The 13,415-nt window shown below is 33.3% G+C and carries 7 protein-coding genes; all 7 read right to left on the bottom strand.

What is annotated here, in order from left to right:
- Positions 1-32: 32 nt before the first annotated feature.
- Positions 33-953, bottom strand: coding sequence for a helix-turn-helix domain-containing protein (locus JI747_RS12155; RefSeq protein WP_225689026.1), 921 nt, complete (start codon positions 951-953; stop codon positions 33-35).
- A 60-nt stretch (positions 954-1,013) separates the two neighbouring features.
- Positions 1,014-1,850, bottom strand: a complete 837-nt coding sequence (locus JI747_RS12150; RefSeq protein WP_225689024.1) for an SDR family NAD(P)-dependent oxidoreductase — start codon at positions 1,848-1,850, stop codon at positions 1,014-1,016.
- Between the two features lie 110 nt (positions 1,851-1,960).
- A complete protein-coding gene (locus JI747_RS12145) occupies positions 1,961-3,961 on the bottom strand; it encodes a hypothetical protein (protein WP_225689022.1) in 2,001 nt (666 codons plus the stop codon).
- A 1-nt stretch (position 3,962) separates the two neighbouring features.
- Positions 3,963-6,713: a DUF6603 domain-containing protein gene (locus tag JI747_RS12140; RefSeq protein ID WP_225689020.1), complete on the bottom strand. Its 2,751-nt coding sequence runs from the start codon at positions 6,711-6,713 to the stop codon at positions 3,963-3,965.
- 92 nt (positions 6,714-6,805) lie between these two features.
- Positions 6,806-7,498, bottom strand: coding sequence for a tail fiber protein (locus JI747_RS12135; protein WP_225689018.1), 693 nt, complete (start codon positions 7,496-7,498; stop codon positions 6,806-6,808).
- Between the two features lie 11 nt (positions 7,499-7,509).
- Positions 7,510-9,048: a hypothetical protein gene (locus JI747_RS12130; RefSeq protein ID WP_225689016.1), complete on the bottom strand. Its 1,539-nt coding sequence runs from the start codon at positions 9,046-9,048 to the stop codon at positions 7,510-7,512.
- A 5-nt stretch (positions 9,049-9,053) separates the two neighbouring features.
- A complete protein-coding gene (locus JI747_RS12125) occupies positions 9,054-13,415 on the bottom strand; it encodes a hypothetical protein (protein WP_225689014.1) in 4,362 nt (1,453 codons plus the stop codon).

Raw genomic sequence — 13,415 nt, 5'->3', positions numbered from 1 at the left:
CGTATATCATTGGTTATGAGATCACAAAAAAATCAGTTGAAAGATTTTCTAAACTCTAAAGGGGAAAGATTTGTCTTTGTTTTAAATAGTTGACTGAAAGACTGTGAATGCTCAAAACCCAAAGCGTAAGCCACTTCTCCCACCGATAAACTGGTTGTGGAAAGCATTTCTTTAGCTTTATGAATCAATCTTTCATGGATATGCTGCTGTGTACTTTGCCCTGTAAGAGAACGAAGCATATCGCTAAGATAGCTTGGGGAAAGGTTCAGGTTTTCTGCAAGATAACTGACGGTTGGAATTCCTTTATTTAAAGTAACCTCATCGTCAAAATAAGCATTTAATAGTGTTTCAAATTTTTGCAGGAGATCGTTGCTGGTTGCTTTTCTTGTAATGAACTGACGTTTATAAAAACGATTGGCGTAATTAAATAATAATTCAATCTGGGAAATCATCACATCATGACTGAAATCGTCTATTCTTCCGTTTAATTCAGATTCTATAAAATTAAAAATAGAAAGAATCGTATTTTTCTCCTCCTCAGACAAGTGCAGGGTTTCTTTAATCGAATAGGAGAAAAAACCATATTGCTTGATTTTCTTGGCTAATGAATATCCCAAAAAGAAATCAGGATGTATCAACAGCGAATATTGTGAACAGGCGGTATCACTTCCACTTTTTCCTCCGATAATCTGGCCGGGAGCGGCAAACAGCAAACCACCTTCATCAAAATCATAATAATCCTGTCCGTATTCTATTTTCCCACCTAATCTTGGTTTGTAGGAAATTTTATAAAAACTCAGAACGTGACGGTGCGGAAGTGTTTCTACCACGGTCGCATTATTGGCTCCATTCAACAAACTGATGAGCGGATGTTTCGGCTGTGGCATTCCAAAAAAACGATGTGCATCAGTCAGTGATTCAAATCTTTGCGGAGTATTATCTTCTTTTTTCATAATGTCTTATTAAAGGTAAGAAAAACCGATTATAAAATGATAACCGGTTTTTACTTGTAATTACTTGGATTCTCCTTGTGCAGATCTTGAAACATCGTCCCATTCTTCCCAAAGAGCGATTCTTTCGGCATAAACAGATTTTGTCCATTCAAGATTATGACTTCCTAAGTTAAATCTCAACGGTGGATTTTCAGCACCAACCATTTTGAAAAGTGCTAGCGGAGTGGCTTCAGGATTTCCTCTTTCCAGATTTTGCAGCCCTTTAATAAATTCAGCTTTAAAATCGTTATAAACCTCCATTCCTTCAGAGAATTTAAGTGATTCCTGACTTCCAAACTCAGTGGCATAAGCTCCCGGTTCTATAATCGTCACTTTAATTCCGAATTGTTTTACTTCGAGAGCAAGACTTTCATAGATGGCTTCAAACGCCCATTTTGATGAGCTGTAATATCCGATCACGGGCATTGTGATATGTCCCAAATTGCTGGAAGTTCCTAAAATATGTCCGTACCCTTGCTCGCGAAGAATTGGCAATGCAGCCTGAACTACATTTACAGGTCCTAAAATATTCGTTTCATATAAAGCGCGAATTTCGTCAGCATTGGCTTCTTCAATTGTTCCGACTAATGAATATCCCGCGTTATTTAGTACAATATCAAGTTTTCCGAAATGTTCATGGGCTTTTTTTACGACTTCCTTCACCTGATCAGGATTGGTAACGTCTAATTCTAAGGTAAGAACGTTTTCTCCGTACTTTTCATTCAGCACTGAAATGCTTTCCAGTTTTCTTGCTGTAGCAACAACTTGATCGCCACGTTCCAGTGCGGCTTCTGTCCAAACTCGTCCGAAACCTCTTGATGCTCCGGTAATAAACCATATTCTATTTTGCTGTGTCATTTTATTTACTGTTTTGTTTTACATAGCAAAAGTAGGACGCTTCAGGAAGAGTTTTGTAGGCTAACCGCAGACATTTGTAGGCGAATTGAGGAAGTTTTAATTTTCTATATTCAGTTTAGTTTTAAGCCTATTTTAGGCTGCTTGTATAGATATTCATTAGCCAATTTTACGCTATCGTTTGTTATTTTAATGAATTTTTCAGCTTCAGCATTATATTCTTTTCCAAAATGGGCATTTTCATTTTTGAGATACAATTCGATATCAGAGAATTTCTGACCGGTAATGTACAAACGAAGTGTGTTGCTGATATTGGTTATGTAATGAAAATCATGGTTTTTATTTAATTCTACCACCAGATGCGGCCAGTTTTTCATGGTTTGTGACTGAAATAAAATTCCATAATAGGGCTTATTGTAATCAAATACATGATTGAGGGTTTTATTCTTGATAATGTATTCTTCAAAATCTTTAATGCTTAGCTTTGGTCCGGCACTAAAAATTCCATACAGAAAAGATAAGATCCAGGAATTATCAATTTTAAAGTATTTGATACTTTCTTCTGTACTTAAATCTGCATGGGGAAGTAAGTAATACACGGGAAAATTTCTAAATTGAATCAATTCTGTAACATAGTTCAACAATAAATCTGAAATCTGAGGAGCCTGCGTTTTCAAATTAGGCAAATGACTATATCGGTTTTGCTCCTGTACTAAATTATGCAATTGTAATTCATTCTTCCATTTTTTCAATTCCTGAAGAACTTTATTGTCATTCATAATCATTAATCTTCCTAACTGCCATGCAGCAGCATAGGTCATATCATACATCTTTGTATCATCATTGAAGAGGTTTAAGTAATCCTGATGATCGGGAATATCTACCCATTCTTTGTCTTTTAATAAATCTCCCAAGCTAAATGAGTAGTTCCAATTTGTAAATGGACCTTGATACCATGAAACTATTTTACCTCCACCCTTTAGTTGATGCTCTAGTGGAACTTTAGCCACATCAACTAATTTGATTACCGCTTCATTTTTGATATTAATATTCGTCTTAAAAGGCTGAAGTTCTAATTCACTTAAATAGCCTTTTAAGTTTTTACCATTATATTTTAAATATTCAAGAATGTAATTGTTTTCTTCCTTGAAGTTAATTTCTTCTGTACGTTCAAAATCATCAGCAGATTTGGGTTCAGGTAATGCTGCCCATCTTAGTGCACGTTCTTTTAAATAGGTTTCATTGATGGAGATTAACTTGGCAAGTTCAGCATTTGCTTTTGTTTTTAGTTCTTCTAAAGTTAAAACTTCAGAATCCACCAAATCTTTTTGAAAGGTATTAAAGTCCGGATGGCTTTTCAGTTTATTGGTATCAATCTGATACAATTGAGTATTAATACTTTCAAAAGACCATTCGGATAAAACTACACACGATCTTGTTTTCTGGTATTCGTTTTTTTCGTTAGAATTATTTAATTGATACTTGTCTTTTTCTTTGGTGATGACCTCAGCAGAATAATAGCAGACAAAAGCTCTATACTTTGTATTAGGTTCTACCATACGATGAGCAATTACAATGCTTGTTTCTTTTGGAAGATTCAAATCTTTTAATTCTGTATGTTCCTGAACTCTAACATGCGCCAATTGAGATACAAAATCTATGGAAGGAAAAAGCTCTTCATTACCTTTTACTCCCTTAAGAATTTTTAATGGTTTTGGTTCTTCAGGATCTTCCAATGAATCTTTTAAGTCATTTGTATTGGTTTCTAATATTTCAAAATCTCCGGAAGCCAATTCGTCTTCTTTGAGTACCACCAAGAAAAGATAGGGTATTTTTTTTCCTTGTGATTCACAGTTAAACTCCCATGGCAAAGTACTTCTTCTAAATTGTATATGGGGAAAAGTGCCGGCAAAATCACCGGTATGCTCCATTGGAGGATACATTGTTAGTATTTCATTTTGAGGAATCGTATAATTGTACCCGGCAACATAAAAGACAACCTCCTGCTCCTTAGCATTACTGAGGTTATTTTGCAAATCTGCCTTGATTTCATATTTTCCCGATACGACTGTGGGTATATGTGACGGAGCAATTCCTATTTCTTCATTTGCCATTTTACACGAGTTGATATTTTCCTAAAGATTTTTTCTTGTATTTATAGACATCCATTGAGTTTTCTAAATCTGTAAAATCTATTTCCTCTTGAACCAGAATTTCTAAAACACTCATAATATTCTCATTGAGCTTAATTGAACTATCCTTATGTTCTGTTTTGTGAGTTGTAAAGCTATCTTCATAATTTTTAATACTATTGTCATATAAAGAAATAGCTACCGGATCGATCTTAGATTCTATTTTAGAAAATTCTAAACGTATCCCTTTACATACTTCTTTTAATAATTGGAGATCTGATAATACCTCATCATCGTCTGAAATTATATTTGTATTATTCCATATTGATTTAGGAACTGATTTTAAAATAGGAGCACTTGTAAATGAATGAAAATCATTACTAGCCCCTTTAACTGATACATTGAGTTTATTCTTTAGCTGAATAGATTCTGTATAGACCGGATAAATATTTTTAGTATTTATATTTTCGGTAATCAACTGGCTTCCCTCTATTTCAGTGACTGGAATTTCTGAATAAATTTCTAACGCAAAGGTTTTAGGATTAACCACTACAGATTCTGTCCCGTTTGTGTTCTTTACTTTTTTGAGTATTCCTGATGTTATATTGTACGTAAGGAGTTTAGCCGGATCCGGTAAAAAAGCAGATACGAATTCTTCTTTGCTTAATGATTTATTGATAAGCCTATCATGATTACCAAATTTCACTTCTAATTCATAACCTACCACCTTAAAAGTTGCTATCCCTCTAAAATCAGGCCCTTCCAATTGTAATTTAGCCGTTAAACTAAAGGATTGATTGATGCTAAACAGCCATACATCTACGACTATTTTAGCATAAATCTGAACATATACTTCTGCCTTATAATAAAATGGCTTCCAAAAAATAATGAAATCTGCACTGAAAAGCACTCCAATTTCGGCATACACCACCTTTCCATCCAGCACAAGTTTTAAACCACCTGCTATACCTGCCATGATGCAACTCGGCGTGAGAGCAAAATAAGCTTTACCGTAGAACTGAACCGAACCTAAATTAAAACTGTATCCTAAACGAGGGACATTATTGGGATAATGCACCGGAACTTTAAAATTGGGATGATAACCACCCAAAGTAAATACAAAATCACCTGCCGGATCACCTTTCAGCCACATTCCTAAGGCAAAACCACCCGTTAATTTTAACTGGGGTAATAATACATAGGTATTATCGGTCAACTGTCCTTGAGCTAAAAAGGTACCTTCATCTAAATCTGCACGCATGGAAAATGCAAACTCAAAATTATAAACTCCTTCCTGCTTCATCGTTGATAAGCCTAAAAGGTTTAAAGATGTTTTATTCCCGAAAGCAATAGCCAATACTCCTGTGGTAAAAATCATCTTGTAGGAATCAAACTTAATTCCTGCAATAATCACATAATTATTCTCACTTGCGGGTAAATAGCGATTTAAATCGTGAAAAATCTTTTGAATATTATCTCCCTGCTTTAAGCCTCCCTGATGAACGATTTTGATGAGAGGGAAATCCGGAATTTCGGTAATATCAGGCATTATAAAACCTCTGTTGAGCCCGAATCCCAATGCAAATCCGTGAATGTAAAAAGCAGGATCTATAGGAATTGGAATCCCTAAATAACCGAATGCAAACAATGAAGAATAGGTTGGCGTTTTAATATAAGATCCAATAGCCAGGATTTCGATTTTACCAAGCCTGAAAGTAAGTAAACCGTTGTATTCTTCTGTTCCGTTATTGGTTTCTCTCAAAAATGCACCAGCGATTGAAAGCGCAGGTGTCTCATATATAATGGCTAAACCTTTTAAGGAGAATTGAATTTCTTTCCATAATTTTTCAAGACTGAAATTCTGAAAAACAGTAAAAGGCACTTGAATTCCTAACCCGACAAGCTGCAATCCGAAGGGACCAATATTAAAATCTGCGGATACCGCAATGTTTATTTTTCGGTTTTCAATGGATGGTTTTACTTCATTAATTTTTACTAATGAAGGTTTTTGGGCTTCTTCTTTTTGAATTTCACCGGAAGTACTTTTATTTTCTTTTTTTGCTAAAGCTTTATCTGGAATAGGTAAACCGGGAACTTTTATCCCATTCAGATCAAAACCGGGAAAGGTGATTTTCTGCTCTTCACTTCCCTGTTTCAAGATCATGCCTGCATTGAATCCGGCAGAAAGGGAAAGTTTTTCTTTGTGCACCCAAATTTTATTGTCGACGAAATTTTTCTTAGAATTATTAATTAATTTCAGCCGTTCATCAGTCAAAGGCTTTTCCTTTTCTTGCTGAGAAACATATACCAACTCCATAGCAGAAATAGAATACTCTTTAAGATACTCTCCTACCAAAGGCATTTTCTCAAATTTGATTCCTTCTGCAATGGCTACGGAAAATAGTTTGAAATCTTTAGCAAAAACACCTTTCAGCCTTGCTTGTGAATATCTTGCTCCTACCTGAAAAGCCGTTAAATTTTCTTTCTCATTTGAGATTTTATAAATACCGAAATTGAGTTCATTAGGCACAAAAGGAATAATAATATCCTTTATATCATCTTCTAATAGTTTAGAGATATTTTCAGAAACATCAGGTAAATTTCCGGCAAGCGACATTACAGAAATACCATCATCTGATTTGGCAATGCTTCCTGTAATTCTGAGATCAACTTCTTTTATCTGAACGTCGAGCTCGAGCTGGATATTAGTTTTTAATACTGATGATTCTTTCATGGTAATAAAGCTTTATTGGATAATCACTTTCGTTTACTATTGTATGGTTTTTAGCTGATTGTTTTTTAAGAGTTGTACATATTTTACCCTTATTATTTTGTCTTCATTATATAGGCTAATTTTATATGTTGCGGATTCGGAATTTCTATTGAATCCGGTTTATCGTGTCCTATGGCGAAATCTGAAGATATATTTTCATCTGTACACCAACTGTTGTCTTTACGAATGTTCTTATTTCTTGAGGTTGATTTCGTTCCTAAAAAATCAAAATTATTACCGTTTGTACCAGCTTCTGCTTTATAAAAACTCGTTGTAACCGTGCTCCAGACACGTGGAATATTTTTTTCATTTAAAGTGATGGGAGCAGATTTATAAACCTGCCCACTTTTCTGGCTACTTTCCTGTTTACCCTGAATAAAGCTGCCTCTCAAATCCGGAGTTCCATTCTGGCCGTCACAAAAAGCCCATCCTTCCGGAACTTTATCTCCATAAAATGCGACTATGGCTCCTACAGGTAAAGAAACTAACTCATTATTAGTATATAAAGAGGTGTTAATATCTGTTCTATTAGCACTAATTTTCACTAATTCTTTAGTGCCTTTAATAATTTTCAGTTCTTCATTTAATACTTCTATCTGATTTTTAAGTTTAATAAAATCTGCTGTTAATGTTTTGATTGTACTATTTTGTAAATCTAAAGTCTTAATGGAAGCGCTTTCAGAAGTCAGCTTATCAATTTTTCCTTGATTCGCTTCAAATTCATTTATATTTAAAATTTCTGACATATTTTTAAAACTTATAGTGAATAAAAAATCTTACCTGTTTTAATATAGAATTTTGCTTTTCCGTTTCTATATCCTTGAATGTTTTTGTATTCTAAATAGAAAGGATATGAACCTGATGGATTGGTAAAGGTGGGCTGCCTGGCTTTCAATCCTGAAATCTCTAACATGACAGACTCTCCCTTATTCAATACATATTCGTTCTGATAATATAAAAAATCATTGCCCGTTGATCTCGGCTTAGTCGGAATATCATTGAAAGAACGAAACTGTTTTAATTTAAAATTCCCGGTTTGCTGCACATCATTCTCGAGTATATCAAGAAAATTACTTATTACCCTGAAACCGCTGTTATCTGAAAACTTCAGTTGCTCATCTGTGATGTTGTTGATTAACAGATTTACAGTCTGAGCTTTGTTTCCTGTACCGTTATACAAAGTATCATTTCCCAATATGAACACCTCAAACGGGCATTCATTAGTTCCTCTCAAATCTATTACTTCAAATACTTTATCAATAATGAGAGGCTGCGATTTGGTATAGGTTGTAGAGAATTCATCTTTAGTGAGTGTCAGGTTATAAATTTCTAATTGAACTAAAACTCTTTCCTGCTCTAAACTATTAATAATGGATAAACCCTCTAATACTACCTTTAAATTGGTGGCATTCGTTTGCTGATTTTTAAGGTCAGGAGAAATATCTATCTCATCAGATTCTCCAACGTCTTTACTTTCTGTAAAATCATATTTAAAAAATCCTTTTTTTACCTTAAGTTTTGCCACACAATTGTCATACTTCTCAAGAGCCATCCCTCCTCGTAAAAACTCGAAGGATAAAGGTTGCTGCTCATTTTCAATTACTAATTTATCATATTCTGCACTGTTGGTAAGATTAAAGCTTACAGTATCCATTAAGGTAGATTTTGATAGCAGGGTAAGATGCTGTTCTATAGATTTATTAATTATATTTTCAACCTCATCTTTAGCGACTTCATTATAAACGGACAGGTCTGCAATCCGAAGCTGATCTCCTTCTTTATTACCGCCAATTATGATATTCTGGTAATCAACTGAATTATCAACTGAAATAATGGCTTTTCTGTTGATTAAAAATTTTTCATCGGTTATATAGATATCCACATTGCCGCAGTCATCAAAGTATAAAGAACCGTTGAACCATGTATTTTCCCTGATTTTAAAATCTATATCATTTATTTTAATACCATTCTTAAAAGAAACAGCATTTCTTTTATTCGATTTTAAGACACTTAATACTTCTTCCCCAATAGTTATAAGGCTTATTGTATCAGTATTATTTTTTTTATCGTAATTGAAAAAGAAATTAATTAAAGTTCCTCCTTTATTTATATTTTTTTTAAATGTTAATGCTAATTTACTTTCATCTTTAAAATTGAGATAAGAACCTTTGTACTGATCAAAATCAACTTCTATAGTATTATTTTCTAAAGCAGACTGAACCTGAGATTTATAGTTATTAATAATTTCATCATTCACTAAATTATCTAAAGGAAAGTAATATGATAGTTTTGCCATAATGTTTAAAATTTAGTTGATTTTATAGAGAGCCATCCTTCTTTTAAGACCAGATTAGGAATCATACCGGAATTGTTATTAAAATCAGTGATTTCCAGCATTGCTTTAGATTTATGATTGATCAGTTCCAATAGCATCTTCTCATATTCATCCCAATCATCTTTTATTTTGATCTTTTCCAGTTCACCGAGATCTACAAAATAAATTTGCTCATCGGGATAAAAAGAATCTTGCTGAATGATTTTTTTATTTATCAGAGATTGCTTAAAGTTTTCATTCATTATCTGATAAACATCTTCTCTCGTGAAGGCATATAGTTTTTTTAATAGCTCTTTGAGATGTATTATTTTAACGGAGGTTTTCAATGATAATAAATTCATTAGCTCTTTCTCGAAATCGCTTAAAGCAGCTTCAGCTTTTTCTTGCACCATCTGTATTCTGTCAAAGTCAATAAAGTAAACTTTGTCATGTAACAGGTTTGTTTTAGATTGAATCACATACCCTTCTCTAATCAGAAATTCTTTAAGGGCTATCAATTTTTTAGTTTTAAACTGATTAAAATCAAATGCTACTTTTTTTGATTTCCTATTTTCATCTTTCCCTATTTGATTGGTAATCGTATTGTTGATAAATCCAAGTTCTGTCTGATACTTATTGGTTTCATTTTTAGTATCGAAACTTTCCTTATCAATAAAATAAACCTTTTCATGCGGAAAAAATGCTGTTAACTCACTGACTAACAGGTTATCATTTTTTAAGTTTGACAGTAATGACTGCAAATACGTTTCTATGCCAAAATCTTTATTAAAATCTATCGCCAAATTCTGAGTCATTCTTTTTTTGACGGGCGGATTTGTAGCAGATAGAGGTTCTTTTTTGTTTTTCTTTTCCAATTCTACCCACGACCATTCATAGCGGTTATCTTTCACCAGAGAGAGTTGTAGGTTTTCTTTAGGGGTTAAAATTGGGGTTGTTAATAATGTTAATTCAATCCTTTTTAACGCATTTTTTATTTTATTATAAGGTAATTTTATGCGTTTTTCCGGCAAAATTCCTGTTTTGATATGCAGATTACCTTTAGGATGCATGAGAACATATCTTTGGCAGGCATTTAAGGTTTCATTTAATGCCAGATAACTTTCTTTGTCCTGAGCTTTATAATTAATGGTAGAGCCCGTCATAAGCTTGCCTTTAATTTCGCTCCATTTTTCGTTCCCATCAAAAGGGTTTTCTTTCAGAAAATCATTGATAGAATAAGGATGATTATCTATCTTCTTGATTACATCATTATTGAAATAAATTTTACTTTCTAAATATTTCAACCCTAATTTTTCTTCAGCATTTTCATCTTCCTGCTTTAGATTGTAATGCCAATATGCCAGTACTCCATCATTATACTGATTTAAATCACCAATAGACATAGGAATTTTAACCTTATCATATTTTCTTTGATTGTCATAGGTATTGATACTGATATTCTCCGAATAATTGATGTCATAGAGCGACTCTCCTTTAGTAAATAAATTAATATTGACCAAAGTAATGGCAATGGGAAGCGTAGATATCGTTTCTAACAGGGAAGGATTGGTATAGTCCTCAGGTGAGGTATGCTCCATCGCTTTTTGTAATTCTTTTATAAAATCATCTTTTTTATTAGCCTTACAAATTTTTTCTATGATCCAGTGTATAATTCTTCTAAGATGAGGATTTTTCACCACAGATTTATACTCTGTATTTTCCTGAGCGATGCTTATGTCAAAAGGGGAAGACTCCCACTGATTTTCTGTATCTATTGCTCCTAAATGTTTTCCATGAGCGTCAAAAAATTCCAGTCGTTGATTAAGATAAACAGGAACTATCCATCCTATTACAGGGGATTTTCTTTTATTGGTTATTGTTCTATGAAACCTTGTACTCATCGCCGCAGACTGAAGATATCTAGGTGGCAGTGCGACCCAATTCTCTTTATTTTCAATTTTCTGCACATGAGTGGTTATTATTTTTTGAGGCTCTATTATTTTGTCTCTGCCAAAAGAATCTATAATTCTGAGCCTGCTCATTTTAAAAGCTCCGTTTCTAAATGGATTAAAAATGGATAATCTATTAGGTGTTAAAAGATTTAAGTGGTTTAAGTATTCTTTACATAAACTTTCTATACTTTTTGCCAGTTTTTTATGGTCTTTAAATCCGTTGGGAATTAACGGTAAAACAGATAAACCGTTACTCCTCTGCAGCATAAGATTGTTGAAATCTGAAAGGGTTAATTCAAATAAAGCAGTATCTTCCAGTGTTTGCAGAAAGTCCTTCATTTGTTCTATTAACGGAGCATTATCTACTTCATCAATATGAGTAAGGTTTTTTTCCAGTTTTTCTTTTACATATTCCTGAACGGTATTGCTTACAAAAGAATGCCCATAATACACATTAGGATTAGGCATATACGCAATATCATTCAGTCCGTATCCTTTTATTAAATCTGCATTAAGCTCATCTAAAGTATAGGAATCCTGTAAAAAGTTTTCATTAAATTTTTTATCTGCGGCCAGATAATGACCTTCTTTTTTAGGTAAGAATAAACTTTCCCATTCTACTTTATAGGTATGCCAATGATTAACACCAACTTCCTGAAAGTCAGAAATTGTATCTAATACCGTTTTATAACTTTCTTTCTTCTTAGAATCGAATGAAGTAATGGAGTTGGTGGATTGTGGAACTGACGGATTGGCAAACAGATTGAATACCGTATTCTTTTTTTGGGAAGAAATAATGATGCTGGGAGGCAATGCATTATAATAATCTGTTCTGCTTTTTTTTGCTAAGACTGTTTTAGTTTTATATCTCTGATTGAGTAAAGTCTGAAGTTCTTTCTGATCAACGGTATCGCCAGAATATTGTGCTTTGATCAGAAATTTAATGACTGCATAATCACAGTATTTTTTATAATAATTGGAGATTTTTTCAGAAAATAACTGTTGTAAATTGGTTACATTAGTTTCGGCTTTTTTAAGCTTTTCTTTTAAGATATTAATCTGAGAAATCAACAATTTTAAGTCATCTTTAAGCTTATTGATGTTCTTGTTTTTATTCAGGAATAAAGCACTTAAATAAGTAGACCAGTGCAGATATAAACTTTCAATTTTGGTATGCAGCCTAAAAGTGTCTAATTCATAATTGTTCAATACCCTATTCAGAGCGTCCAGTTCATCTTCCAAAGATTCGTTGACAGAAATAGTAACAAGCTCTGTTAAATTTATTTTCTCCCAAATCGAAAGAATGAGTTCACCTAATAAAGGAGATTGGTTCAGAGCATTTAATCGTTCCCGGATGTTACCATATTGATCAGCAACGCTTTTACTCAATTCAAAATCTAACAGATTGATATCAAAATCATATTCCTGAATTGAATCTTCATTATCAATAGGAACAATATTCAATACGTATTTAGTAGTGCCTGATGTTTTATTAAATTGCTGCTCATGCTGCTTATTTCTCACTCTGGAAATCCAATCTAAGCTTAGATCCTTTAATTCATCAAAATTGATCATTGAAGCAATCTGCTCTTCCTGCTTTTGCAAATCTTGCTTTGATATAGCAGGATTATTGGTATTTATAATCAGTGCAGAAAGGGTTTCCGGCAAAGTATTAGCAATGGCTATATCAAATGACTCTTCATTTTCATTTTTTGCACCTGACTTTAATTGAAATTTACCTGCTATGATATATTCATTAAGAATATTCTGTCCATCACTTTCTACCCAACCTATAACAGAATAAGTATCGTTTTTTGTTCCCTTTTCATCGTAAAAGCCAAATACGCTTCTACAATTCGGATAATGTATATCAAATGAAAAACTACCCCATCCTAAAGCACTGAAATTCTTTAAATAACGACCTTCAGCAGTCCCTTTAGCAGTCCACTCCTCCAGCTTGTATTTTCTTCCTATATATTTAAAACGGAAATCATCTCCCGCTTCTTCTACATACGTACAAGTAGCATATTTATTTAATTCCGGATCGTTGACATTCCATATATAGTCACTTTCAACAATCCATTCTTCACCGTCTCTTTCTCTTTTTATATACCAACGATTAGGCGCTTTAGGCAAGCTTCCTGTATCATCAAATTTTTTAAAATATGAAGGCAGTACAAAATGAATATGTACTCCCTTATCCAAATAAATGCCATTATCATAAGAAAATGGTCTTGGGATAATAGAATTGGTTTCTAAAGGAACATTAGGATTTTCGAATACATTTTTCTCTGTATTCATCCAAGGAACATTTTCAAAACGGATATCCTGGCCAATTACCTGCTCAGGTGCTTCAAGATATAAAGCATTTATTTGGAGAGGAAGTATGTTGGGCAT

Origin of the sequence: Chryseobacterium tagetis, assembly GCF_016735585.2 — a bacterium.
Taxonomy (GTDB): Bacteria; Bacteroidota; Bacteroidia; order Flavobacteriales; family Weeksellaceae; genus Chryseobacterium; species Chryseobacterium tagetis.
Note: the sequence above shows the minus strand (reverse complement) of the source record. Positions and strands in the feature narration are given on the sequence as shown.

What these genes read in the sequence shown, in the direction of transcription:
- JI747_RS12150 (WP_225689024.1), bottom strand. Translation starts at nt 1,850, where the DNA reads ATGACACAGCAAAATAGAATATGGTTTATTACCGGAGCATCAAGAGGT.
- JI747_RS12155 (WP_225689026.1), bottom strand. Translation starts at nt 953, where the DNA reads ATGAAAAAAGAAGATAATACTCCGCAAAGATTTGAATCACTGACTGAT.
- JI747_RS12125 (WP_225689014.1), bottom strand. Translation starts at nt 13,415, where the DNA reads ATGCCCAACATACTTCCTCTCCAAATAAATGCTTTATATCTTGAAGCA.
- JI747_RS12145 (WP_225689022.1), bottom strand. Translation starts at nt 3,961, where the DNA reads ATGGCAAATGAAGAAATAGGAATTGCTCCGTCACATATACCCACAGTC.
- JI747_RS12140 (WP_225689020.1), bottom strand. Translation starts at nt 6,713, where the DNA reads ATGAAAGAATCATCAGTATTAAAAACTAATATCCAGCTCGAGCTCGAC.
- JI747_RS12130 (WP_225689016.1), bottom strand. Translation starts at nt 9,048, where the DNA reads ATGGCAAAACTATCATATTACTTTCCTTTAGATAATTTAGTGAATGAT.
- JI747_RS12135 (WP_225689018.1), bottom strand. Translation starts at nt 7,498, where the DNA reads ATGTCAGAAATTTTAAATATAAATGAATTTGAAGCGAATCAAGGAAAA.